The organism is Bartonella bilalgolemi, assembly GCF_023500045.1.
Classification (GTDB): Bacteria; Pseudomonadota; Alphaproteobacteria; order Rhizobiales; family Rhizobiaceae; genus Bartonella; species Bartonella bilalgolemii.
On the sequence record NZ_JAMCOF010000002.1, the window covers coordinates 162,436 to 189,107 of the forward strand.

Consider the following 26,672-nt stretch of genomic DNA (forward strand, 5'->3'; position numbering starts at 1 on the left):
GTAATATATATATAGTGAAGTTGCTATTATTATTAGATAATTATCAAAGAATTCAATCTTATAAAAGATTTGTGATTATTATAGATGTTATCAGTAAAAAAGAAACTGGTAACTTCAGGCTACCAGTTTCTATGAGCATAATTTCTCAAGGATTAGAATGAACGTTGGAAACGAATCATACTTTGCAAGGCACTTTTTCCATTCAAAGCATTGCTATAGTGTGTGTCATTACTTGCTTTACCTTTGAAAGTACGGTCGTCCTTCCAAGAAATATACGTTAGCTCAGGTGTAATAACAAATCCTGGAATCAGTTTGTATGCAATATTAACAGATGTTGCGAAAGTTTTTATAGCACTATAAGATACTTGAGCATTCAAATTTGCTTTTGGATTGATTTTGTAAGTTGCACCAGCCCACGCTGCCCATTTACCACCCCAGTTTGCATAAATAGTCGTATTCTGACGTGACAATACATTGTTAGAATCCTCTACAGTATTTACTATATAGTAATCTAAGTTATTTTTATAACCTCCCATTGCCCAAAGATTCAAATTATTATTAATATTAAAATCTACACGTGTCTTAGCGGCCCATTTTTTGTAGTAAGCGTCATAAGCGACAATAGTTGAAACACCACCCCATTTTTGCATAAATTTCATACCAAATAAGATATTAGGATTATAGTCTTTTGTTTGTTTGCTAGGAAGATCTGTATCATCAACACGAACAATTTTGCTATCTTTATCGATATAATAGTAGTCGATATTATCACCAGCGTTTGTTTTAAGAGAAGGGCCTGAAGCATTGCCCAATTCAACTCCGACAATAGCAGAAAAACCAGAATCAGCATTAAAAGTGTAAGAGATAACGTTAGTGCGTATATCACCTGCTGGTGCTATGCTGTCATCATTTATAACTTTACCATAACCACCGGTCCAACTGTCGAAAATCGTTTTATCAAGACCTACACGAAAGCCACCAATTTCTATATAAGCAGCACGAAGTTGCCCACCAGAATTATCTTTTCCTTTGCCCCATTGTGAGCGAATTTCTGCATATGAACGAAGTGTTCCTAATTCTGTTTCAGAAGCAGCTTGGAAAATAAGGGTTAAACGTGAAGTTGTGCGATAAGTTTTTTTACCATTTGCTAATTCCGCATCGGTTATTGCATTAATATTATCACCACCTGCAAAATCAGCGCGGACATTACCAGATATACGAATACATGTTTCTGTTCCAGGAATATAGAAATATCCTGCACCGTATGCATCACATGCATGTACGTATTCTACAGGTTCAGGCTCTGCTGGAATAGTTGAAGCCGCTTGAGATCCAGAAACTCCAGAGAGAGCTAATGTAGAGCTTAAAGAGAGAGCTAATGCAGAGCTTAAAGGGCAGGTTTTAATATTCATTAAAGGATCTCCAGTTGGATTTATTTATAGAACGTATAAAGTGTATAAAAGGTATAAAGCACATAATTATGTCTGCTTACTAAAAAAGTACGACGCAATTAAACAAAACATTACATAATGTTAACTATACGAATCTTTATATACAAATCTTTATTGAAAATACAAACATAAATTAATCTGGTTGAAATAATAATCTTGTTAAAAATGATTTATGTACTATTTAGATTCATGCGATAAAAAAGACACGAATCTCCATTATTTTATTTTTTAATTTAATCTAATCAATGAAAATGAAAATTTCAGATATTTTTGAAAAAAATCGAAAATATCTTGAATTTTTTATTGATACTGTTTATGCATTTTAGTTGGAGAGGTGGCCGAGTGGTCGAAGGCGCTCCCCTGCTAAGGGAGTAGGGCTCAAAAGGCTCTCGAGAGTTCGAATCTCTTCCTCTCCGCCAGTTTTTATAAAAATAATATATTATTAAAGATTAGAGATAGGTAACTAAGATTTGGAATAGGGCTTTGATATTTGTTCCTAGAGCGCGCGTCTTTTTTCTTTCGGCTTTCTCCATTAAATTTTTTAAAGCTCTGGTATATAAAAAGCTGTAGAGGCTATAGAGAAGTTTCGTTAATTTGATGGTTCAATAATGAGTTAATAAGTTTGAGTGTAAGATGCTAAACTGCTCTACAGAAGTATCTATATTAAGAACAATAGTTTATATGAAAAAGTCTATTCGAAAATCTTGATTTTCCGATTGAATCAAATTTTTTTCAGGAAAAGATATTGTATTATATGTGTTATAAATGAGATGCTGTTTGTGGTAGTATGAAAGGGATGTTTTTTTTAGGTATTTCAGAAACTGTGAGCGAGCAATTATAAGCTTTACGCAGATTTTCTGTTGTTAAAACAGTGGAGGCGTCTCCTTCACAACAAATTTTCCCTTGTTTTAATAGTATCATTTTATCGGCATAGTGAGCGGCAAGATTGAGATCATGTAGAACAGCAAGAACACCACCACCACAACGAACGAAATTTTTTATAATATTCATAACAATCAGCTGATGCTGTATATCAAGGTTGGCAATAGGTTCATCTAATATCAACCAACGAGCAACTCCATTATAAATAGGCTCCCATACTTGGCAAAGAACACGGGCAAGCTGGACTCTAGCTTGTTCGCCACCAGATAACTGGTGATAATATCGGTTTTCATAATCTGCTAGACCAACACGTTTTAAGGCTTTTTGAGGGAGGCTTTTAAATTGAGCTTTTGTGATGTTAATTTGGTTGATAGAAAGACCAAGTCTTACTACTTCATGAACAAAAAATGGAAATGCTAATGTTGTTGATTGGGGTAAAACTGCACGCATCATTGCCATTTTATTTGCTTGTGTTTGTTTAATATCATGGCCATTTAGAGTCATTTTGCCATTATAAGGAATTTCTCCACTAAGTGCTTGTATAAAGGTGCTTTTTCCAGATCCATTTGGGCCAATAATGATAGTGAGAGCGCCACTTCTAGCTTGAAGATGAATATGATTGAGAATATGTGTTTTCCCGCGCTGAATACAGATATTAATTGCCTCAATCATGAAAAATTTATTCCTCGTTGGTATATAAGGATCCAAAGAAAAAAAGGTGCGCCAAAAAGTGCTGTGACAATTCCAATAGGTAATTCTGCTGGAGCAATAATACAACGCGCAAAGGTATCAGAAAAAATGAGTAATACTGCCCCTAAGAGAGCTGAACAGGGAATGAGATAGTGGTGATCATGACCAATAAGCAGACGTAAAATATGTGGAACAACAATACCAATAAAACCAATACCACCACTGACAGCAACTGCTCCTCCACACATGAGAGCAACAAGTAAAACAGCAATATTTTTAATTCGTTGAATATGAAAACCAATATGTTGAGCGACAGCTTCTCCGAGTGCTAGTGCATTGAGCGCACGTGATAAAAATGGAGAAAAAAGCAAGCCAATCCAAACAATAGGTAAAATAAGACAAACTTTTAACCACGTGGCACCTGAAAGGGAACCAAGATTCCAAAAAGTAATATCACGCAATTGTTGATCATTGGCAGTGAAAATTAAACTTCCAACAATAGCACTACTGAAAGCACTGAGAGCAATGCCTGCAAGAAGCATCGTTGCAATAGAGGTAAAATTGTGTCGTGTTGCTATTACATAGAGAATCATTGTTGATAAAAGCCCACCAAGAAATGCACCTATGACAATTTTGTAAGATTCTAGAAAAGGAATAAAGAAAGGTGGGAAGGAAACACCAATGACAATGACTAATACAGCGCCGAGACTCGCACCTGCTGATACACCTACGATTCCAGGATCTGCAAGAGGATTACGAAAGAGCCCCTGCATAAGAACCCCAGAAACAGCAAGAGCTGCCCCAACCAATGAACTTAAGATAATACGAGGTAATCTGATATCAATAAGTATAAGGTAATCATATGTCTTACTAGCTACTGAAAAATTTTGCGTAAGAATTATATGAATGAGATTAATGAGAGAAGCATTTGATGCACCACTGAATAATCCACTAAAAATACTGAAGATAAGGAGCACTATTAAACTTAATAACGCAATTTTTCCTCGGTTTGTAGTTTTTTCTTTTGTATTTTCTATTGTTTCAGAAATATGCGTTGTGGAAATATGCTTAACCATTTCTATTCAACTCTTACCATTTTGTTCTGTGTTATAAAGCATATTAATCAGCTCTTTTGATGCATCTGCAGTGCGTGGACCAAAACCTAAAAAATACATGGTATCTATTTGTTTAATAGCATGGTTTTGAGCTGCAGGTGTTGCTCGAATTGCTGGTATAGCTAAAATTGTATCAATTTTAGTTGCATTTCCATTGTGATTTACAAACAAGATGAAATCAGGATTTGAGTTTAATAAGGCTTCATTATTTAAAAGTTTGTATCCTTTATAATCAGAAATGGCATTTATACCTCCTGAAAGTTTTATCATACCATCAGCTGCAGTATCTGTTCCAGATACCATAACACCTCCGTTTTGTACGGAAAAAATAAAAAGAACACGTTTTGGTTTAGTTATTTTTGCTAAAAGCATATCATTGTTCATAAAGTTACGGTTCAGTTTTTTAATCAGTTCAGTTGCTTGAACCTCTCGATGTAGAGCTTTACCAATAAGGTGAATTTTTTCTATGACACTTTCACGTGAAAAGTTTTCTGGTATGATTATAAGAGGTATTGATGTTTTTTTGAGAACATCAATTGTTGAAGGAGGACCGCTTCCTTCAATAAGTAATATACCTTCTGGAGAAAGAGATAAAATACCTTCAGGGGAAAGGTTACGCATATACCCAAGTTCAGGAAGTTTGAGTGCAGCTTGTGGATAGATACTTGTGCTGTCACGAGCTACAAGTTGATTTTGAGCTCCTAATGCATAAACAATTTCTGTAAGAGAACCACCAATGGAAATAATTCGCGCATTTTCAGGAAAATTTATTGTCGGTTCGGCAATTACTTGTCTAGAAAAAAAAGTAAAAAAGAACAACAAACCTAAAACAGAAAGGCCTGATGGTTTATGTAAAAAAGGTCTCAACATATCTAAGTTTTATCCTTTAAGTAATGTTTGTTTCTTGGTACAAAGGTAAATTATTCAATAAAGAACGCCATTTTTCGCATTCTTTTTGACCTTCTTTTCTTAGACCAAAGAATTGAACAATCATTTCGCCATTTTGGTCAAAAACTTCAAGAGAACTAACATAACCCTCACTTATAGGTTTGCGAACGTGCCATACTTTGTTAACGCCAGAAATAAGCATATGTAAGTGAAATTTTTCATCGAGAATATTGAGCCAAGGTCCCATTTGTTTAATGTTTTTAATTGGTCCGCTGAAAATTTGGATGCAGCCTTTATTACCAACAAAACACATAATTGGTATTTCTTTTTCAACAGTCTTATTCAGCATAATTTCAATAGATTCTACACTTAATTCATCAGTAAACTCGTTTCCAGCGAGTTTTACAGCATCATGCCGACCAATTTTAAATTCGGAAGTAATTTCATGGAGCTGATGCACATCAGTCATTTTTCTCCAACGGTCACGAAATTTCTCAACATCTAAATTTGTTATATTGTGTTGTATAGGCGCGGGGGTAGAAAGAATGTGAAGATCAGATGATTGATCTTCATGAAGCAATTTTTCAACAAGTTCATCCCATTGTTTCATATTTGTCATATCTTTAGAATAGACTTTAAAAATAGCAGTTCCGTATTGATCGAAAAATTGTAAACTTTTTGTTGGTTTTCCAAAAACCATCATTTCGTATTCAAAACCGAATTCCCATTTTTTGGGAAAAATTCGCAAATCAATTTCCCCAAATGTCATAGGGATATGTTCATTCAGAACAATTTTTTCAAAACATCCTGTTTTTTCATGAACGGCATATTCATTGCGTGTTAATGCCATAACCGTTTCAACTTTAGGAGCTTTTTCAAGGAGAGTGGGAATATCAACTTTTAGTCTTTTTGCTTTTCCGATTGTACGATAAGCTGCGATGAATTCTGCTTCAGATATACCAATCGAAGTAGCAAAATCACGATTACGCATATCTTTTTTTTCTTCACGCAGTTTAATAATCATTTCAGCTGTATAAGACATAGATTTTCCTTACTTTATTTAGAGTCAATTTTACTTCATTTTAAAAAACTACGCTGAGTCATTGTAAACAATGACTCAGCCTGCTAATAAATCGCTCCTATCAATAACAAAAATTGAATCTGATAAATTAAAATATTTATAATCCTTTTGGGAGGGTAGAATAAAGTAAGGATTAAAATGTAATAACATACCTTTTTATCAATTATGATTTCCTTAATAGTTTAAAGATTAACAGCAACAATTAGAATTTTTGTACATAAGACACCTTAAAATTACGACCCGGCTGACTAAAATAATCTTTTGGTGGTAGTGATTGGCGTCTAGGGATAGGAGAAGGGGAAGGTAGATCAGTTGCATTCCAGTATTTTTGGTCAAAAAGATTATAAATACCAGCTCTTATAATTGGGCCTTTTTCACCGAAAGGTTTCCACCAACCCAATATATCAACTACACCATAACCTGGAACTGTATTATAATCAGAATTTCCTTTTACTTTATCACGCTTAGCAGCTAAAGTAAGTACAATATCTGTTCCCCAAAGTTCTTTTTCATATCCTAATCCAAATACTGTTTTAAAGGCTGGGATTGAGTTAAGATATTCATTTTTATCAAGATCTTTTCCTTGTGTATAAGCAAGGGCAAAATTACTATAAAGACCATTCATCAAGGTGAAATGTGCTTTTGTTTCAACACCAGAAATACGCACATGAGCACGATTTATATAATGTTTGCGCGCATATATAAATTCTTTTGAAGGCCCCTTATCTATAACATCAATAAGGTTTTTATATTCATTGGTGAAAACACTGAAAGAACCATTAAAATGCATGTTGTTGTATTGTACACCGATATCATATCCATTACCAGTCTCTGGTTTGAGATTAGGATTTCCAATCATATAATAAAAAGAAGGCCTGACAAAGGTTAAGTAAAGCTCTGAAACGCTTGGAGCACGAAAAGCTTGCGCCCATTGAGTATAAAATAATATTTGATTATCAGTATCCCATTCTATTCGCATTTTAGGAGAAAAATGTGAGCCGCTACTTTCTTTGGGCATTACTTTAGAACCTAATGCTTTTTCAAAAGCAGGTGTCTTTTGAGGGATATGTTTGTACCAATCATAACGTATTCCTGGGATAAGACGAAGACTATTGTTAGAAAAACCAATTTCGTTTTCGAAAGCCAAACCAAAAGCCTGGCTATTTGTATTTGGTGCATCTGATTTGTTGGTACTTAGGAATACACATGCATGCTCACTTCCTTTTAAATGACAATTATCTTTACCCAATGCATATTGATGGAATTTAGAAACGAAAACATTTGTAGCAAACTTTAGCTTATGACTTACAGAACCAATATCTAATTTTTTGAAACTATGAGTATTAAAGCCATAACCAATATTTCTCATAAAATTATCTCTTAAATAGTCTCCTTTTGGCATTTGTATACGATATCCATTTAAGATGTGATTATTTGATTGCTTTTGCCAATAAAGCTGTCCATGAAATGCATCAAAAATAGCATCTTCATTACCATTATAATCATAGGAGACAGAAAAACGTTTACGATGTGTGTGTTTCTCATTGTAAACAGATTGTCGCAAAAATATTTCAGTTGAAGTATTTAATGCATGAGTGTCTTTATTGTAAGCAAAACGCTCTGCTGTAAAGCCAAATCGGTGATTATCATTAAAATATTGGTGGACTTTAAAAAGCAAATTATTTTTATCAAAGTTAGCAGGGTTCTCTCGTGTACGTTTATCTCCATAACCTTCTACAGTACCCATATTTTTACGTTGATGACCTTCTGCACGAGAACCTTGAAAAAGCAATAAAGTTTGATTAGCTCGCACTGCAAAAGCTTGATCTACGTGCCAACTTTTATCAACAGAATTATAGCTCCCTTTTGTAAGAGTCCCCCATTTTTTTTCTTTTGTGAGGAGGTCTTCAGGATTAAGAGTACGTAAGGCAATAATCCCACCTAGTGCACCAGAACCATGAAGGCTAGAATCTGAACCACGAACAATGTCAATTGTAGAAAGCGCATTAAAAGCAAATGCAGAACTTCCACCTTTAATACCACGCACCCCATCGTCAAGCCATGGAAGAGGAATGCCATCCATTGTTGTTAAAATGCGATTGGCATTTAGACCACGAATTACAAAGCTGTTATTATCTGCACTATAGTTTATAGATGGATTAAGATGGTTAACATCGTGAATATCATTTATTTGTTTCTTATCAATATTTTGAGCAGTGTTACGATCTGTCAAAACAGTTTTTTTATTGAAGGGATGTTCTACTTTTTTTTCAATTATGATTGGTTTAAGTTTAGTTATCTTACCGTTGTTTTGTGCAAAAACAAATGAAGGTATACAAACTAAGAGCATACTTAAAATCATATGCCCTTTATACTCTTTATAGATATTCCGTTTTATTCGCATAGTCCACCATAGTTCTTTAAAAAAATGTCCCCCTCTATAGCTTCTCACATATAAAACAAATACAATAAAAACATTTGCCTTACTAATTACAAAATGTAGTCATATAATTGATAAGCCAAGCGCTAATTCAATTTATAGCTATTAACGCGATCATATTAAACATGATAAAAATCGTCAAGAAAAAAGTTGTGCTTTAAAGACGACCTGTTTTCATAAAATTAAGCATCGATTATTTAGCTTAGGATGGTGGTAGATGAGATGATGAAGGGTGCAAGTATTTGGCGAATATCAGCTCTTTGGATAGGTGCTTTTGGGTGTGCTTTTGCTTTACATGTTGGAGTAGGAGCACGATTTTATTCGAAGAGTATTCATATAAATGGGTTTGTATTCTCACCGATGGCTATGTTAATTGTTGTACCAGAAATTGTGCACCCTGATGTTAATCCAGATTCAGAAATATTAGAGTTTAATGTTTTAAAGGAAGAAGAAATATCAAAACCAGAACTTAGTAAAGTTCGACCAGAGAATTCTCTATCAAAAGAGCATCAGATTACGAAAGAGTTTCAGTCTATCGTAAAAAAAGATGGTTTTACAGTGCTGAAACCTTTGAAAAGATCTTCTCCATCAAAGATAAATCGTAAAGTTTTTATAAAAAAGCAATCATCAACACTGAATATTACAGAGAAGAAAATTAATCGAAAAAAAGCACATTCATTTGCTGTAAGTAGAGAGAGTAATACAATAGCACTTGATAATGCATTATCAGAACATTGGTTAGCAAAGGTGCAAACACAGTTAGAAAAACAAAAAAGTTACATTGTAGGACAGCGTATTAGTAGTGTACAGGGAGTCGTGCAGTTAGAATTTAAGGTGCGTGAACAAGGAGATATTTTTGCCAACCGTGTTATATTTTCTTCTGGTAGTCGGGAACTTGATTGGTTGGCTATGACAGCACTTAAACGTATTGACATGTTTCCTCCACCACCACGTGAAATGGTGAATAAAACTATCAGAGTATCTTTGGTTTTTAATTAAAGAAAGTAAAATTACTATACAAAATCATACCTTATATCGTATTTAGATTTTTCAGGAAGATAATATTATTGGGGCTTGTGGTATTCATAGTCGTATTGAGAATGGGAATAACTAATTTCATGATAGCTTCTGTTAGATTTATAGAGATAGAAAAGTTGATAACACTATCAATATTTCTGATTACATATCTGCGTTTCTACGTTACTAAAAATGTTTATGTTTATAACAAAGATGCAGTTATGACTATATAGGGATTTATGGAAGAGAACGTTGTTAAAAACGCTTAACTTTATGGCAAAATTCGCTTTGCGAGATTTACGAAACTGAGATTACTTTGAATATATCCTCGAAGAAAAAGTGTATGTTACCCAATAAAAACTAATTAGCTTATAATTTTTGTTAAGATTGAAGGGCTAACTGAAATTTATGCGCATATTCTTTCTAGATACTCAATGAGAAGAGATAGAGAAGGTCAGTAAAAAGGAAGGAAGTAATTACTTTTAAAAGTAAAACTATTTTGTTGTACACAGAAAATAAGCAATGCGTTTATATAAAAATTAAGTTAAATTATTTAACTGTTATGCTAATATAGCAATAATTTATTATAAGGTTTGCAGAAAATGGGTAGCGATGCAAAAATGGATGCATATTTTTTCATATTCGTGATTTTCAGATATGCTTAATGTACCGTTTCAGCCAAATTTTTCATATGAATTGGATTTGCAAAAAAAGGGTTTTTTTTATGTAGCAGGTGTTGATGAAGTTGGACGTGGGCCTTTAGCTGGGCCTGTAGTGACGGCAGCAGTTGTTTTAGATAAAGACCATATTCCTGAAGGCTTGAATGATTCAAAAAAGCTTTCTAGCCAACAACGCAATAGACTTTATTATGAAATTTTGCAAAATGCATTAGCGATTTCGGTTGCTAGTCTTTGTGCTCGGACAATTGATAAGTCTGATATTAGAAAAGCGACTTTAGAAGCAATGCGGCGTTGTGTTACAGGGCTTGCCATTTCAGCACATTACGCGTTGATTGATGGGCGTGATATTCCTTCTAATTTGCCTTGTCCTGCAATTGCTTTGATTAAAGGTGATCAGTCTTCGGTTTCAATTGCTGCGGCGTCTATTATTGCTAAAGTGATTCGTGATAGGATGATGCAATACGCTGGACGGGTTTATCAAAATTATGATTTAGAGAAGCATGTAGGTTATGGAACGGCAGCACACCGTGCAGCTATTGATAAGTATGGACCTATTGTAAGATTACATCGTTATAGTTTTTCTCCTCTTAAAGAACGCTATAAGGATAGTATTTAATGGCAATTTTACCATTTAATAGTGCTGCAATAAACCAAGCAGTTGCGATTCTTCAACAGGGACAATTGGTCGCCCTGCCAACAGAAACTGTTTATGGATTAGCTGGTGATGCGACAAATGGAAAAGCTGTAGCGTCTATTTTTTCTATAAAGGGACGTCCATTCTTTAATCCCCTTATTGTTCATGTAAGTGACATAGTTATGGCAGAGTGTTATGTGAAAATTGATTTTCTTTCACGTCGGTTAATGGAGGCATTTTGGCCAGGTCCTTTAACCATGGTTCTACCGTTAAAGGCTCATCATAATATTCATCCTTTGACAACTGCTGGTCTTAATACATTGGCTGTTCGTTTTCCAAAAGGAGGCTTTGCAGAAGTTATTCGTCATTTTGGCCGTCCTTTAGCTGCACCTAGTGCTAATCAATCAGGAAAGTTGAGTCCTACTTCAGCTATATCTGTATTTACATCTTTAGGAACATCAGTGCCTTTAATTATTGACGGTGGAGCTTCAAAAATAGGGCTTGAATCAACGATTATTAAGATTTCTGATGAAAATGTTTACTTATTGCGTCCGGGAGGATTAGCTATTGAAGAAATTGAAAAAGTGGTAAAGAAGCCTGTAAAACGTTTGGATCAGCAAACTGCAATTGAGGCTCCAGGGATGTTAAGGTCACATTATGCGCCTAATACTTCTATGCGTTTAAATGTAAAAAAGGTGGAAAGCGGCGAAGCATTGTTAGCATTTGGACCTAAACGTGTTGAGGGTGTTGAAAACGCTGTCGCTGTTCTAAATCTTAGTGAAAGTGGTCGATTAGAAGAAGCTGCGTTCCATTTATTCCAGTATATGCAGCAATTGGATTCACCTAAAGTGAAGTGCATTGCAGTGGAGCCTATCCCATTTTATGGATTGGGGGAAGCTATTAATGATCGTTTAATACGAGCTGCAGCTCCAAAAGGGAAATAAAAATGGAGCAAGGTTTGATTGAGTCTTTTAGAAGCATTGTTGGTTCTGAATATGCTATAACAGATCAAGCGTTGATTACACCTTATTTATTTGAAAATCGGCGACTTTTTCATGGAAAAACGCCATTACTTTTACGGCCATCTTCCACAAAAGAAGTATCATTGATTATGCAATTGGCTAGTCAAACGTATACGCCGATTGTTCCTCAAGGAGGAAATACTGGTCTTGTAGGTGGTCAGCTGCCAGATGATAGCGGGCACAGTGTTATTTTATCTATGGAACGTTTAAACAGGATTCGAGCATTGGATCTTAAGGGTAATTTTGCTGTAGTGGAGGCTGGAGTCGTTCTACAAACATTACAAAAAAAAGCCGATGAAATGAATCGTTTTTTTCCTCTTTCTTTGGCTTCTGAAGAATCTTGTCAGATAGGAGGAAATCTATCTTCTAATGCGGGAGGTACGGGAGTCTTAGCTTATGGTAATATGCGTGATCTTTGTCTTGGTCTAGAAGTCGTTTTACCTGATGGACGTGTTTTGGATGATTTGCGATTTGTTAAAAAAGATAATAGCGGTTATAATCTGAAAGATCTTTTTATTGGTGCTGAAGGGACTTTAGGGGTTATTACTGCAGCAGTTTTAAAGCTTTTTCCAAAACCAAAAGGAAAAGAAGTGGCGCTTGTAGGCTTAGATAGTCCAGCGAAAGTTGTAGAGCTTTTGTCTCTTTCTCAATGCTATGGGGGGACATTATTGACTGGTTTTGAGCTCATGGGAAAACTTAGTTTTCAAATGGCTTTAAATTATAAGATGTGTGCCAAATCTCCTTTTGATCATGAGCATGAGTGGTATGTTTTGATTAATATGTCATCATTACGGAGTGACAATGATGCATTATCAGCACTGCATGTTGTTTTAGAAATGGCTTTAAAGAATTCTATTATTGACGATGCAGTTATTGCACAATCATTAAAACAGCAAGATTTTTTTTGGCAATTGCGTGAAAGTATATCATCTGCACAGAAATTAGCAGGAGGATCTATTAAACATGATATTGCTGTACCTATTGCTTTCATTCCTGATTTTATTGCTGAGTCTGCTCTTATTGTGGAAGAAATGATACCAGGTGCACGAGTAGTTTGTTTCGGACATGTGGGTGATGGGAATCTTCATTATAATATTACGCAACCAATTGGAGCAGATACTACAGCATTTTTAAAATTATGGCCGAAAATAACCCATCGTATTCATTGTTTAGCAATGCAATATCAGGGAACATTTTCTGCTGAACATGGAATTGGTCAGCTTAAACGAGAAGAACTACGTACTTTTAAATCCCCTGTTTCACTAGAAATTATGCAAGAGATTAAGAAAATATTTGATCCTTTAGGGATTATGAATCCAGGAAAAATATTATAATTTCAGAAGAATAAATATTTTTTGGCATTTTTATTTAGAATTTAATAACCAAAAAGAAACTAAGTTTTTTTATATAACTTTGTTAATAATCCAATGAAGAAAATCTGCTAGATTACTTGAGTTATTGAAAAAATTGGGAACAGTGTATATGGCTAATCAATGCTTTAATCAGGCAAAGGCGGTGCTTGAATTTCGACTAGATCCGTGCCATTTGCCACAAATAACGACATATTTTGTATCAAAAACGGGTAATCAAATAGTTTGTTCGTTAAATAAATGTGGTGTTTTTTTTAAATTTGGGGCTTTTTCAGGTCTATCACACTTGATCCCAGCTCACCATTTTAGGGGGATTGCAGCGCGTATAGTAGATACTCTCTCAGGTGAGAAAGCCATAACATTGGAGCTATTCCACGTAGATGAGGAGATTTGTATTCCACTTTTAGTTTCTAGAAAATTAAATAATGTTTTTTTAGATTGGCGATTGTGGACGCAGATTTACAATCTTCCTATGCTTATGATTGATGAATATAATAGTATTATCAAGGTTCAGGATCGTTCTGTTATACATAAATTTTTTCACATAGTATCATCTAATTCTGTACAGAAACGTTTTTTACTTCGTGGTCATAATTCATTAGGTTTACGTTTGAAGATTGACAATCAAACTGTATTACAGTGAGATATGTGTTAATTTTTTATATGCTATGCAGTCATATATGTTTATTTCGTTTGTGTTTTGACTTTTTATTCAATGATATTTAGATTACTATCTAATAAAAATAGAAAAGAATTTTACGTATTTGAAACATTCAGAAAAAATGAAAATGCGTGTGCTTGCCTTTGAGCTTGATCAAAAGAAGGCAATAGAAGCGCAAAAAGCACATTGCCGTCGTTATATCAGAAGATTGAAGACATTTTTATATTTATTAATATTGTGGCTAATTTGTGTTGTTATTTATTGTGGTTTTCTCATCATGATTGAGGGGCAAGATTGGACGCATTATTGGGGAAAGTCTTTTATCAAAACGGCTTGCATTTATGCTGCAATTATTTGTGTTATTTGGACATTGAATTATTATATTTTAGTAAATCATAAAGCATATCGTTTAGTAAAAAATAATCAACAAATAGGCCTTAAACAAATATGGCAATGGGATGATCATGCGCTTGCGATTCGAAATTCTTATATACAGGGTACTTACCCTTTTCGTCTGTTTTATGATTGGCATGAGTATCCACATTTTATAGCGCTTTATATTTCAGAAGAAAAATTTAACATTCTCCCTAAAGCTATAATGACTAAAGAGCAGTTAGTCGATTTACGTACTATTCTATCACGTGAAATTACGAGTCCTAAAAAAAGACTTTAAAAGTCTAGAAAAGTCTAGTTTTCTCGCATAATAGCACGCCATCCAATATCACGGCGTACAAAACCTTGTGGCCAATCAATATAGTCGACTGCTTCGTAAGCGCGTTTTTGAGCGAGTTTTATGGTTTTTCCTATTGCTGTTATATTTAAAACACGTCCGCTATTCGCAATTAATTCCCCATTACGTAAGGCTGTACCGGCTTGAAAAATTTTTACATTAGGAAGAGAATCGGCTTTATCAATATTGCGAATCACACTACCTTTTTGAGGAGAAAAAGGATAACCATTAGCGGCCATAACAACTGTTAAAGCAGTTTCTTCAGACCATTGAAGATTTTTCTTTTTAAGATTTCCTTGAGCGGCTGTAAGAAAAAGTGGAAGAATGTCATCTTTTAGACGCATCATTAAAACTTGGCATTCAGGATCACCAAATCGCACATTAAATTCAATTAATTGGGGACCTTTTTGTGTTACCATCAATCCAACGAAGAGAATGCCCCTAAAAGATATATCCATTTCAGCTAGACCGCGTAGAGCTGGTGTAACAATTTCTTGAAGAGTACGGTTAACCATTTCTTCGGTCATTATAGGAGCCGGTGAATAAGCACCCATGCCGCCTGTATTGACACCCGTATCGCCATCACCAACACGTTTATGATCTTGTGCAGATCCAAAGGGGATGGCTACTTTGCCGTCACAAAGGCAGAAAAAACTTGTTTCTTCTCCCTCCAAATAAGCTTCAACAACTACTTCTTTTCCTGCATCGCCAAATGTACCTTCAAAACAGGCGTCAATTGCATCAAATGCTTCTTCCATTGTTACAGCAACTACGACGCCTTTACCGGTAGCTAAGCCATCAGCTTTAATAACAATAGGAATGCCTTGTTGATGAATATAAGATTTAGCTTTCAAGGCATTATCAAAGCGTTGATAAGGAGCTGTAGGAATGTTATTTCTGTAACACAAGTCTTTTGTAAAACCTTTTGATCCTTCTAGCTGAGCAGCTTTTTGATTCGGTCCGAATACACAGATATGAGCCGCATTAAGAGCATCTGTTATACCCGCTACTAATGGAGCTTCTGGACCGACAACTACGAGATCAATGGCATTTTTTTTACAAAAATCAATGACACTACAATGATCATCAATGTTCAAATTAATATTTGTGCCAAATTCCATTGTTGCAGGATTTCCAGGAGTACAATATAATTTCGTTAGCAATGGGGATGCCGCTATTTTCCATGCTAAAGCATGTTCTCGTCCGCCTGAACCTATAAGAAGAACGTTCATTGCTTGCTCCTATCATAGAAGATGGTTAAATTAATTATTTGTCATAAGAATGAAATATTTCTATTGCAAGTTTAAAGGTAAAATCATTTAATGAAAAAAAGTAAAGATATTTTGCATATTCAGTCCTATGAGAAGCAGGGACGAGTTATGGATGCAGCTCCAAAACAGTGGGTTTATGATTTTCTTCCTTGTTCTTTATGGTTATATGCTCAATTAGCTCGATGGGATAGGCCTATTGGATGGAAGTTATTGATGTGGCCCTGTTTTTGGTCAACAACTATGGCTATTTTTTCTTATGAGATATCACAATTATCTATTTTGTCGATTGTCATTAATTGGATTTGGTATCTTTTTTTATTTTTTGTAGGCTCTATAGCTATGCGGGGTGCAGGTTGTACATGGAATGACCTTGTTGACCAAGAAATTGATTCTCAAATAGAGCGAACACGTTCTCGACCATTGCCTACGGGGCAAGTGAGTCGATTTCAGGCAAAAATTTTCATATTAATACAATGTATTATAGGCTTAGGTGTTTTATTGCAATTTAATGTATTTACTTTTTTTTTAGGTCTTTCATCATTGGTAGCAGTTGCATTTTACCCTTTTATGAAACGTATAACAAATTGGCCGCAATTTTTTTTAGGTGTTGCATTTAATTGGGGAGCATTAATGGGGTGGGCTGCTGTGCATGGCAGTTTAAGTTGGGCACCAATAGCACTTTATATAGGCTCAATTCTATGGACGGTAGGCTATGATACAATTTACGCTCATCAAGATAAGGATGATGATGTAATTGTTGGTGTTCGCTCTACAGCACTCCTCTTTGGTAAAAGAACTAAATATGCATTGGTACTTTTATATGGCGGTTTTGTAATTTTAACTAGCTTGGCATTTTATCTGGCGCAAGTCCCTATTCTGAGTTTTTTAGGGATTTTAATTGCAGCTATCCATATGTTTATACAAATTAAAGTTATTGATATCGACAACAGTTTGCAATGTTTACAGCTTTTCAAGTCTAATTCGTTTGTTGGTTTTTTGATCTTCGCTGGTTTGCTATGTGGAGGAATTTCGACAATACTGTATTCGATAATTTTGTGATATTTATGGTAATATGAAATAATCTATAATGTTATTAAAACAGAAATTTGTTGTAATATAAACAGAAGGTATTGCTTTAAGAGCTTGAGAATTAGGGATAGAGTTTTTGCTTCTTCCAGTTGTTTTGTTTAATTGAGGCTCGTGTAAAGAGTAAGCGATCATGTAAACGGAATGGACGATCACGCCAGAATTCAATAGATAAAGGATTTACACAGAAACCAGACCAGTGAGGTGGGCGTGGGATTTTTTCTGCAGCATATTGTGTAGTATATTTAGCGATTGCTTTTTCAAGGGTAAAGCGGTTGTCTAATATTTGAGATTGTTTAGACGCCCATGCACCAATTTGGCTTTCACGTGAACGTGATTGAAAATATGCATCTGCTTCTTCAGTGCTGACTTTCTCAACGGTTCCTCTGATTCTAACTTGACGATGGAGTGATTTCCAATGAAAGCCTAAGGAGGCTTTCATTGATGCTAAAATTTCTTGTCCTTTGCAACTTTCATAATTTGTATAGAAGATGAATCCTTTAGAATTAAAATCTTTGAGAAGAACCATACGAACATTAGGTAAGCCTGTTGCATCTACTGTTGCTAAAGCCATAGCGTTTGGATCATTGATTTCGCTTGTCGTTGCTTCTTTAAGCCAACGTGTAAAAAGTACAAAAGGTTCTTGCATTTGCGCAAAATTATCATTTGTTTGTGTTGTGCTGTTCATAATGGACTTGTATCAATTAGTGCGAATGAAAGATTGTCTGATTCGTTTTTTCTACCAGCTGACAATGATAAAAGGCTGTTCTTTTTTATTTTTTTAAATTAATTTATCACGATTTTTCAACGATGTTAGTTTTAGTATAGATTACAATACATTATATTGGATATAAAATATTTATTCCATATGGTATTTTCATTTATTTATAAACATATAGATAAAATAGAAATTACTTTAGTTAAATTGATTCAAAAATAAAGTTATAAAAATATGCCGGTTAATATTAAAAATGACAAAGCTGGAAAGAGGACAATATGCGTGATCCTTATACGGTTCTAGGCGTGGCACGCACTGCAAGACCGCAAGAGATTAAATCTGCATTCAGAAAACTAGCAAAAAAATATCATCCAGATCATAATATGGGTGATGTGAAGGCTAAAGAAAAGTTTGCTGAAGTGAATCAAGCCTATGAAATTATAGGAGATAAAGATAAAAAGATACAATTTGATCGTGGTGAAATTGATGCAGAAGGAAAACCACTTCATCAAGCTTATGGTGCTGGAGGACATTTTAGAGATGGACATAATCCTTTTTCAGGAACTACAAGGGGATTTGATTTTGGTTCTTCAGGTGGTGTAGGTTTTGATGCAAGTGATATTTTTCGTGATTTATTTGGAAGAGGAAGAAATTTTTCAAATTCTACACAACATAATCAACCTCAACAAGGAGCTCATATTCGTACCAGTCTTTCCGTAACATTGGAACAGATGGTTGGTGCAGAAAAGGTAGAAACAATTTTTCCTAATGGCAAAAGACTAAAAATTAAGCTCCCAATTTATGTTGAGGATGGACAAACTATCCGTTTAAAAGGTCAGGGAGAAAAAGTACCATATGGACAATCAGGAGATGCGTTGGTAACTGTTTATATTCAAAAACATCCTCATTTACGAGTTGAAGGAAGGGCACTTCATCTTGATTTGCCAATTCCTCTTAAACATGCTGTGTTGGGAGCAAAAGAGGAAATTCAGACATTAGAAGGGCGTGTCGTTGTAACAATTCCTGCATGGTCAAGTTCTGATCGTGTTTTACGGTTAAAAGGGAAAGGGCTTCGTTTAAAAAATGGAGAAAGAGATGACCTTTTTGTCCATGTTCGTATCATGTTACCCCAAAAAGATCCTGCATTAGAACAGTTTTTTCAAAAATAGAAAGTTAAGATTTTTTATAGTACAAAATTATAGTTTTGAATTGATTTTAAACCAACTGCTTGAAGAAAAAGTTTACCTGTGCCATAGGCAAATGGGTAATGTTAATTTTTAGTTGCAATGAGGCAATGCTAATGGCTAATAGTGGTAATTTATTATGCGGTAAGCGTGGTCTAATTTTGGGGTTGGCCAATAATCGATCTATCGCTTGGGGGATAGCCAAGGCAGCAAGTGCTGCAGGGGCAGAGCTTGCTTTTACCTATCAAGGTGAAGCATTGAAGAAGCGTGTTGAGCCTTTGGCCGAAGAAGTGAGAGGAATTGTTTGCGGTCATTGTGATGTATCTGATAGTAAATCTATTGATGCAATTTTTAATGAAATAGAGAAAAGATGGGGTAAGCTTGATTTTTTAGTTCATGCCATTGGTTTTTCTGACAAAGATGAATTGAGCGGTCGTTATATTGATGTCAGCGAATCAAATTTTATGATGACAATGAATATTTCTGTTTATTCTTTGACAGCTCTTACACAGCGTGCGGAAAAGTTGATGTCAGATGGTGGTTCAATTTTAACACTGACTTATTATGGTGCTGAGAAAGTTGTTCCTAACTATAATGTGATGGGGGTTGCTAAGGCTGCTCTTGAGGCTAGCGTAAAATATTTAGCTGTAGATTTAGGACCGAAGAATATTCGTGTTAATGCTTTGTCGGCAGGGCCTATAAAAACGTTGGCTGCTTCTGGTATTGGGAACTTTCGTTATATTCTTAAATGGAATGAGTATAATGCTCCTTTACGTCGTACAGTGACAATAGAAGAGGTTGGTGATTCTGCGCTATACTTTCTTTCGGATTTATCTCGTTCTGTTACGGGAGAGGTGCATCATGTAGATTCAGGGTATCATATTATAGGTATGAAAGCTGTTGATGCACCAGATATTTCCGTTATTAAAGAATAGGGAGGCAAGCTCACTTTATCAGCGACAATTTGACTAAAGTTGAAGTGGTTAATAATAGTCTTAGGTGAGATGATCTTATTTGTAGCTCAATGTACATATGGCTATATGTATTTTGTATTCTATGGTTGAGTATATTTAAAAAATGAAACTGTTTCCATGTCGCATATACATGCGATCATTTGTTTCATGTGATAATATGGTATGAGAGTTATAGAGTTACGTTGAGTGTATTATTGATAGTTGTTCTCCAGGGATTATTTTCACTCTTACAGGATTTCAAGCATATCTTGATAACGGTGATCAGGACAATCAAAATATGGAGTACAACGTTAAGAATTAAGTCAGATAGAGGTTCTTTCGGGAGTTGTGACTCAGGTTGATGTTACAAACTTAGTAATAATAGGAGCACCAGTTTCAATATTTTCTGAGATACAGACAGTGATCAGAGGATTATAATATGGGATTCTTTATTATTGTAGTAGTGGGCGTGCTTCAACATATGAAACAGTAGAGCATGTTGCAGCAGATATATTTATACGTAAAATTATTTTTTATTTGATTATTTGGGGCGCTGTGATAGTGGTTGTCTCCTATCAGATTAATTGTGGTTGATGGAATTAGTCAAAGGTCTATAATAGTCCTTTTTTACACTTTCTACTTATGAAGCACGTGTTTTCGCTGATTATATGGATAAATTACTTAAAGATGGATCGTTCGTTGATACTGTTGTTGAGATTATTGCAGAAAATGTTTCATCATGGTTAGCAACACCTAATTTGTGCGAGACTTAATCAGGATATTGTATCGTTTTTAATGTTAATTAATGCAGTTTTAATGGTGTTGAAATTGATGATGGTTGTGTGTTTTGCAGTTAAGCCCAATATCATCGATTTTAACTTTTCTTTGTTCAATTGATGTTGATGGTAAAAACGTGGATGTTATCACAGACGAGTGCTATGATTCGGGTTGTTTCTGTTGGTGAAGCAATGCTTCCTTTTGCTATTGTTGATCATTAGCTGAGGCATCGCGGTCAAATTGGTTGTATAGGAAGGAAAAGCAATGATTTATAATCAGAAAAAAGTTGTTTCTGCTATTCAAGCTTTTGAACGCGGCGAAATTGTTATAGTTATGGATGATGATGATCGCGAAAATGAAGGTGACTTAATCGTTGCTGCTATCCATTGTACAGAAAAAAAAATGGCATTTATTATGCGTTATACATCCGGTATTGTTTGTGCGCCCTTACCGAAGGAGAAAGCACAACGATTAAATTTAGCTCCTATGGTATCAGATAATGATTCAATGCACTGTACCAAGTTTACTGTTACTGTTGATTTTAAATACGGAATAACAACAGGGATTTCAGCACACGATCGTACATTAGCAGTTCGTAATCTTGCTAATCCAAATGCTAATGCTAATGATTTTGTCCGTCCAGGACATATTTTTCCTTTAATTGCACATGAAGGTGGTGTTCTGATGCGGTCCGGACATACTGAGGCTGCAGTTGATTTATGTAAATTAGCTGGTTTGCCACCAGTTGGTGTGATTGGTGAATTAGTTAATGATGATGGGAGTGTTAAACACGGAGATGAGGTTATAAAGTTTGCACAGGATCATCAGTTGCATACAATAACAGTTGCAGATCTTATTGCTTATCGTCAGCGTAAAGAGACGCTAATAAAACATGTCGGAGAAATGCAAATTGAAACATCTGTAGGGCCGGCTGTAGTTCAAAGTTATCAACTGCCTTGGGAGACGGTTCAGCATGTTGCGATTGTTTTTGGTGATATCCGTGATGGTGAGGATATTCCGGTACGTTTGCATCGTGAAAACATTTTAAATGATGTTTTTGGTCAAGCATCAAATATTGAAGTTATTATGCGTCGTATGGTAGAAGAAGAGAAACGCGGTGTGTTTGTTTATCTGCGAGGAGGGTTCGTTGGTGTTGATTGTCAATCAGCTATTGATAATCAGGAAATAACGAAAAGAGATTTAGAAAATCATATGCAGGCGATTGAACGTGAAAAAGAGTGGCGCCAAATTGGTTTAGGAGCTCAAATTTTGAGACATTTAGGGATTAGTTCTGTTATTGTCTATGCTTCTAAAGAACGTCATTATGTTGGTTTAGAAGGTTTTGGAATTCGCATATCTAGAACAGATATCTTGTGAGGGTTACATGAAGCAAGACACAAAAAAAGAAGATATTGCTACGTTGAGTTTTGAGGAAGCACTTAAACAACTTGAAGCGATTGTCGAAAATTTAGAACGTGGAGATGTTCCTTTGGAACAGTCGATTGATATTTATGAACGTGGTGAAGCTCTTAAAAATCATTGTGATAGGTTACTAAAAGTAGCTGAAGCTAAAGTTGAAAAAATTCAACTTTCAGATGAGGGAAAACCTGAAGGTGTAGAACCACTAGATCCTGAATAATATAAGTGATTTTTTTATTTTATTAAGTACAAGAAGTACAAAAAAAACTCATATGAAATAAACTGATTAATCTCATTTTTTAATACAAGCGAGTCAAAAGTATGCATATGAATGGTCAAAATATATGCTTATAATGGTAATTATATTCATATAATTACTACATAATGTGTTTATCAATATTTTCTTTTTCTTGATAACAATTAATCGATAAAAATATTATTATGTAGTGTATAGACTGTTGCGATAGGAGCTATCTGCACTTCATTGAATATTCGCATACATCATGATATCTACATCATTATTTTTTTTATATTCTGTTCATACAGGACCGTTTTTATAAAGAAGCAGCGATTAAAACACTTGTTAAGGTATAGATTTTAAAAAGGTGTAGAAAGAGTAAAATAACATAATTGATTGCTCTATACTATAATAATATAAGGAGTTCTTTTTGTCTCGCCCATTAACGCCACTGCTTGATCTGATTCATTTACCGCAAGATTTGCGAGTGTTGCCGGAGTCTAATTTGCTACAGTTGGCTCATGAATTACGCGCCGAGACAATTGATGCAGTTTCTGTAACAGGCGGTCATCTTGGGGCAGGTCTCGGTGTTGTTGAACTCACTATTGCGCTACATTATGTTTTTAATACACCTGATGATAGGATTATTTGGGATGTTGGTCATCAAACCTATCCTCATAAAATTTTAACTGGTCGCAGAGATAAAATTCGCACATTACGTCAAGAGGGTGGTCTATCAGGTTTTACAAAACGTTCAGAAAGTGTGTATGATCCATTTGGCGCGGGTCATTCTTCCACTTCCATTTCAGCGGGTCTTGGTATGGCAATGGTTAGTGCATTGGAAGCTGAAGAAAGACGCAACATTATTTCTGTGATTGGTGATGGCGCTATATCTGCAGGTATGGCTTATGAAGCGATGAATAATGCTGGTGCTTTGGATGCACGTTTGATTGTTATCCTTAATGATAATGATATGTCTATTGCATCTCCTACGGGTGCTATGAGTGCTCATCTTGCACGATTGGTTTCACGTCCATCTTACCGCAGTTTGCGTGAACGAATAAAGATTTTAAGCAAAAAGTTACCAAAATTCTTTTTGGAGAAAGCACGTTATTCAGAAGAATTTGCGCGTAGTTTTTTTGTTGGAGGGACCTTGTTTGATGAGCTTGGCTTTTATTATGTTGGACCGATAGATGGTCATAATTTTGGACATTTGTTACCTGTTCTGAAAAATGTTCGCGAATGTCCTGATGGTCCTGTTTTAGTGCATGTGGTAACGCATAAAGGGAAAGGATATCCACCTGCAGAAGCTTCATCTGATAAATATCATGGTGTTAATCGTTTTGATGTTATTACCGGTAAACAAGTTAAAGCACAAAGTAACTCTCTTTCTTATACTAAAGTGTTCTCTCAAGCTTTAATAGAAGAGGCTACACATGATAATAAAATTGTTGCTATCACGGCAGCAATGCCAAATGGAACAGGACTTGACTCTTTTTCTGAAAAATTTCCAAAAAGGATGTTTGATGTTGGTATTGCTGAGCAGCACGCTGTAACTTTTGCTGCAGGTATTGCATGTGAAGGGTATAAACCCTTTGTTGCGATTTATTCTACCTTTTTACAGCGTGCTTATGATCAGATTATCCATGATGTATCGCTTCAAAAATTACCGGTGCGTTTTGCTATTGATAGAGCAGGCTTTGTTGGAGCAGATGGTGCGACGCATGCGGGGAGTTTTGATATTGTTTTTTTGGCAACTCTTCCTGATTTTGTTGTTATGGCACCTTCTGATGAGGTTGAACTTATGCATATGGTGCGTACGGCAGCAGCGTATGATCAGGGACCTGTTTCTTTTCGTTATCCGCGTGGTGAGGGTATTGGTATGGATTTGCCGCAGCGTGGTGAAGTGCTTGAAATTGGAAAAGGGCGTGTTTTGTGTGAAGGAAGTAAGATCGCTCTGGTTTGTTTTGGGACACGATTGTCTGAAGTATTGGTTGCAGCTGATGAATTAGTGGCAGAAGGATTATCTACGACTGTTGCAGATGCGAGGTTTGCGAAGCCTTTGGATAAGGATTTGATGCGTCGGTTAGCACGGGAGCACGAAGTCTTAGTGACAATTGAAGAAGGAGCAGTAGGTGGATTTGGAGCGCATTTACTACAGTTTTTGGCGCAAGAGGGACTCTTAGAGCATGGCTTAAAAGTCCGTACCTTGAAGTTTCCTGATGAATATTTAAATCATGGCTCGCCAAATAAAGTTCTCTCACAGATTGGGCTTGATGCAACAGGTGTTATTAATACTGTTTTTAGCGCTTTAGGACGTAAACTTCGACCTATATTGCAAAAACGAGTATAAATATGACAGTCACAAAAAGATTGGATGTTCTTTTAGTCGAAAAATTTTTTTTTGCAACTCGTTCACGGGCACGTGATGCAATTGCACGAAAAACAGTTAAAGTTGATGGGCAAATCGTTTTTAAAGCTGGAAAAATGATTTCTGATGATGCAACAATTACGGTTTTTGATCCTGCGCAAAGTTATGTATCTCGGGCAGCATTAAAACTTATTTATGCACTTGATATGTTTCCAGTGATGACAAATAAAATTACTGCAATTGATGTTGGTGCATCGACAGGTGGTTTTACGCAAGTTCTTTTAGAACGAGGAGCTGCTCATGTGATTGCTCTTGATGTTGGTCACAATCAATTTGATACTCGTTTATCTGCTAACAGTGCAGTAACCTTATTAGAGGGCTTGAATGTTAGGGATTTAAAACGGGAACATTTAAGTGGTCGTGAGATTGACCTTATTGTATCAGATGTAAGTTTTATTTCTCTTAAACTTGCATTACCATCTGTTTTATCTTTGACAAAAAAGAGCGCCCAAGCAGTTTTATTGGTAAAACCTCAATTTGAAGTTGGTCGAGCGGGTATTGGTAAGGGAGGAATATTGAAAGATCCATTAATAGCAAAAAGAACTGCTGAAGAGCTTTTTGATTGGCTGAATATTCAGATAGGATGGACAGCAAAAGGTTTGCTTCCTGCACCTATCACAGGTGGTGACGGTAATTTAGAATATTTGTTATTCGGAGAAAAAAGTGAGTAATGATGTTATAATTGATCATATTGGCGTGAACGGCCATGGTATTGCCAAAGCAGCATATGGTTCAATTTCTGTGCCTTTTACTTTGCCTGGAGAAGTTGTTAATATTGCTCTTCATGGAAAATACGGTACGCTTATTACTCTAAAAAAAAATCATCAGAGCGTGTTGATGCTGTTTGTCAACATTTTGAGGCATGTGGAGGGTGCACGCTTCAACATTGGCATTTTAATGCTTATCACTTTTGGAAGCGACAATTGGTTGTTGATGCGTTTAAAAGATATGGTCTTGATGCTGTTATTTCTCCATTAATTGAATGTGGGAATCATACCCGTCGACGAGTTACTTTAACAGCATCTGTGACTCAAAAAAGCTATATTATTGGTTTTAATCGTTATCGATCTCATGATATTATAGCTATTAAAGAATGTCCAGTTACTCGTTCAGAGATTTTGTCTAAACTGGATGATATTAGGGCTATATGCGCTCTTTTAACAAATAATGCTAAGCGGTTTCATGTGACCGTGACAGTTGTTGAAAATGGTTTTGATGTTGCTTTAAGTGGTTGTGTTGTACAAAGTGAGTTTGTTCGTCAAAAAATGATACGTGTAGCTCTTTCATGTGGAATTACACGTTTATCTGTTCAAGGTGAAGTCTTAATTGAACAAGAAAAACCGGTGATTTATTTTGGAGATGTTTGTGTTGAATTTCCTATTGGTGGTTTTCTTCAAGCGACTTTTGAAGCGGAGACTATTATGAGTGATATTGTTTTAACTCATTTAAAAAAAGCAAAAAATGCTGCTGATTTATTTGCAGGAGTAGGAACTTTTACTTTACGTATGGCAAAAAAGATGAATGTTCGTGCAATAGAAAACGATGGAAAAGCGTTAGCCAATTTGGATCAAGCTGCACGTGTTGCTACCGGTTTAAAAACAGTAGTTTGTGAAAAACGTGACTTATTCCGTCGTCCACTTTCAGCAAAGGAGCTTGAATGCTTTGATAGTGTTGTTTTTGATCCACCACGTTCTGGTGCAGAGGAGCAGGTAAATGAGTTAGCCAAGACAACGGTAGCGCGCGTGGTCGCTATTTCATGCAATCCTGTTACGTTAGCTCGTGATTTATCTCTTCTTGTTACTGGCGGTTATACAATAGAAAAAGTTATACCAATTGATCAATTTTTATGGTCACCTCATATTGAAGTTGTTGCAACTTTAAGCAAACGAAAAACGAAGAAAAGTTGGAAGTTTTAGCTAAACAATAAAAAAGAC

General features: G+C 35.5%; 21 protein-coding genes, 1 tRNA gene and 1 pseudogene. 15 read left to right on the forward strand and 8 right to left on the reverse strand.

All coding sequences use genetic code 11. The features are described from left to right. Positions 1-152 precede the first annotated feature (152 nt). Complete coding sequence (locus tag M4Z11_RS02045; protein WP_249675517.1) at positions 153-1,412, reverse strand: porin; 1,260 nt, start codon at positions 1,410-1,412, stop codon at positions 153-155. Positions 1,413-1,779: 367 nt separating this feature from the next. On the opposite strand from M4Z11_RS02045, the gene M4Z11_RS02050 reads away from it, so the two are divergent. Further along, a tRNA-Ser gene (locus tag M4Z11_RS02050) sits at positions 1,780-1,870 on the forward strand. Positions 1,871-2,210: 340 nt separating this feature from the next. On the opposite strand, the gene M4Z11_RS02055 is transcribed toward M4Z11_RS02050, so the two are convergent. The 5 genes from M4Z11_RS02055 to M4Z11_RS02075 all read right to left on the reverse strand — a co-directional run bounded on the left by M4Z11_RS02055 (position 2,211) and on the right by M4Z11_RS02075 (position 8,511). Next, complete coding sequence (locus M4Z11_RS02055; RefSeq protein ID WP_249675520.1) at positions 2,211-3,005, reverse strand: heme ABC transporter ATP-binding protein; 795 nt, start codon at positions 3,003-3,005, stop codon at positions 2,211-2,213. Beyond that, positions 3,002-4,099, reverse strand: a complete 1,098-nt coding sequence (locus M4Z11_RS02060) for a FecCD family ABC transporter permease (protein WP_249675522.1) — start codon at positions 4,097-4,099, stop codon at positions 3,002-3,004. The genes M4Z11_RS02055 and M4Z11_RS02060 overlap by 4 nt, the downstream gene beginning before the upstream one ends. Before the next feature lie 6 nt (positions 4,100-4,105). After that, the gene (locus tag M4Z11_RS02065; protein WP_249675524.1) at positions 4,106-5,008 is read right to left on the reverse strand and encodes a heme/hemin ABC transporter substrate-binding protein; all 903 of its coding nucleotides are present in this window, start codon (positions 5,006-5,008) and stop codon (positions 4,106-4,108) included. A 16-nt stretch (positions 5,009-5,024) separates the two neighbouring features. Continuing rightward, the gene (locus M4Z11_RS02070; RefSeq protein ID WP_249675527.1) at positions 5,025-6,068 is read right to left on the reverse strand and encodes a hemin-degrading factor; all 1,044 of its coding nucleotides are present in this window, start codon (positions 6,066-6,068) and stop codon (positions 5,025-5,027) included. Between the two features lie 241 nt (positions 6,069-6,309). Continuing rightward, entirely contained in the window at positions 6,310-8,511 is a 2,202-nt protein-coding gene (locus tag M4Z11_RS02075; RefSeq protein ID WP_249675529.1) for a TonB-dependent hemoglobin/transferrin/lactoferrin family receptor, read from the reverse strand. Positions 8,512-8,769: 258 nt separating this feature from the next. Here M4Z11_RS02075 and M4Z11_RS02080 point away from each other — a divergent pair, with 258 nt between their 5' ends. From M4Z11_RS02080 to M4Z11_RS02105, 6 genes are all read left to right on the forward strand, one after another. Further along, complete coding sequence (locus M4Z11_RS02080; RefSeq protein ID WP_249675532.1) at positions 8,770-9,546, forward strand: energy transducer TonB family protein; 777 nt, start codon at positions 8,770-8,772, stop codon at positions 9,544-9,546. 675 nt (positions 9,547-10,221) lie between these two features. Continuing rightward, complete coding sequence (gene rnhB, locus M4Z11_RS02085; RefSeq protein ID WP_249675535.1) at positions 10,222-10,860, forward strand: ribonuclease HII; 639 nt, start codon at positions 10,222-10,224, stop codon at positions 10,858-10,860. Next, complete coding sequence (locus M4Z11_RS02090) at positions 10,860-11,822, forward strand: L-threonylcarbamoyladenylate synthase (protein ID WP_249675538.1); 963 nt, start codon at positions 10,860-10,862, stop codon at positions 11,820-11,822. The genes rnhB and M4Z11_RS02090 overlap by 1 nt, the downstream gene beginning before the upstream one ends. A 2-nt stretch (positions 11,823-11,824) precedes the next feature. Beyond that, entirely contained in the window at positions 11,825-13,234 is a 1,410-nt protein-coding gene (locus M4Z11_RS02095) for an FAD-binding oxidoreductase (protein ID WP_249675540.1), read from the forward strand. A gap of 148 nt (positions 13,235-13,382) precedes the next feature. Continuing rightward, the gene (locus M4Z11_RS02100) at positions 13,383-13,913 is read left to right on the forward strand and encodes a DUF6101 family protein (RefSeq protein ID WP_249675542.1); all 531 of its coding nucleotides are present in this window, start codon (positions 13,383-13,385) and stop codon (positions 13,911-13,913) included. A 121-nt stretch (positions 13,914-14,034) separates the two neighbouring features. Next, complete coding sequence (locus M4Z11_RS02105) at positions 14,035-14,604, forward strand: YcxB family protein (RefSeq protein ID WP_249675544.1); 570 nt, start codon at positions 14,035-14,037, stop codon at positions 14,602-14,604. Positions 14,605-14,618: 14 nt separating this feature from the next. On the opposite strand, the gene purD is transcribed toward M4Z11_RS02105, so the two are convergent. Continuing rightward, a complete protein-coding gene (gene purD, locus M4Z11_RS02110) occupies positions 14,619-15,893 on the reverse strand; it encodes a phosphoribosylamine--glycine ligase (RefSeq protein ID WP_249675545.1) in 1,275 nt (424 codons plus the stop codon). A 90-nt stretch (positions 15,894-15,983) separates the two neighbouring features. Between purD and ubiA the strand changes: the two genes are divergently transcribed. Next, positions 15,984-16,991: a 4-hydroxybenzoate octaprenyltransferase gene (gene ubiA, locus M4Z11_RS02115; RefSeq protein ID WP_249675548.1), complete on the forward strand. Its 1,008-nt coding sequence runs from the start codon at positions 15,984-15,986 to the stop codon at positions 16,989-16,991. 91 nt (positions 16,992-17,082) lie between these two features. On the opposite strand, the gene pdxH is transcribed toward ubiA, so the two are convergent. Beyond that, on the reverse strand, positions 17,083-17,706 hold the full coding sequence (gene pdxH, locus M4Z11_RS02120) for a pyridoxamine 5'-phosphate oxidase (RefSeq protein ID WP_249675550.1): 624 nt from the start codon (positions 17,704-17,706) through the stop codon (positions 17,083-17,085). A 308-nt stretch (positions 17,707-18,014) separates the two neighbouring features. Between pdxH and M4Z11_RS02125 the strand changes: the two genes are divergently transcribed. From M4Z11_RS02125 to M4Z11_RS02160, 7 genes and pseudogenes are all read left to right on the forward strand, one after another. After that, complete coding sequence (locus M4Z11_RS02125) at positions 18,015-18,905, forward strand: DnaJ C-terminal domain-containing protein (RefSeq protein ID WP_249675553.1); 891 nt, start codon at positions 18,015-18,017, stop codon at positions 18,903-18,905. 131 nt (positions 18,906-19,036) lie between these two features. Continuing rightward, positions 19,037-19,855 carry an enoyl-ACP reductase FabI gene (gene fabI / locus M4Z11_RS02130; RefSeq protein WP_249675555.1) on the forward strand — a complete coding sequence of 273 codons (819 nt, stop codon included), beginning with the start codon at positions 19,037-19,039 and terminating at the stop codon, positions 19,853-19,855. Positions 19,856-20,914: 1,059 nt separating this feature from the next. Further along, entirely contained in the window at positions 20,915-22,027 is a 1,113-nt protein-coding gene (gene ribB / locus M4Z11_RS02140) for a 3,4-dihydroxy-2-butanone-4-phosphate synthase (protein WP_249675561.1), read from the forward strand. A gap of 7 nt (positions 22,028-22,034) precedes the next feature. Next, a complete protein-coding gene (locus M4Z11_RS02145; protein ID WP_249675566.1) occupies positions 22,035-22,289 on the forward strand; it encodes an exodeoxyribonuclease VII small subunit in 255 nt (84 codons plus the stop codon). Positions 22,290-22,737: 448 nt separating this feature from the next. Further along, positions 22,738-24,660: a 1-deoxy-D-xylulose-5-phosphate synthase gene (dxs, locus tag M4Z11_RS02150; RefSeq protein WP_249675572.1), complete on the forward strand. Its 1,923-nt coding sequence runs from the start codon at positions 22,738-22,740 to the stop codon at positions 24,658-24,660. 2 nt (positions 24,661-24,662) lie between these two features. Further along, positions 24,663-25,409 carry a TlyA family RNA methyltransferase gene (locus M4Z11_RS02155; protein WP_249675577.1) on the forward strand — a complete coding sequence of 249 codons (747 nt, stop codon included), beginning with the start codon at positions 24,663-24,665 and terminating at the stop codon, positions 25,407-25,409. Next, a pseudogene (locus tag M4Z11_RS02160) lies at positions 25,402-26,654 on the forward strand (class I SAM-dependent RNA methyltransferase). Before M4Z11_RS02155 ends, M4Z11_RS02160 begins: the two are co-directional and overlap by 8 nt. The last annotated feature ends 18 nt before the right edge of the window (positions 26,655-26,672 follow it).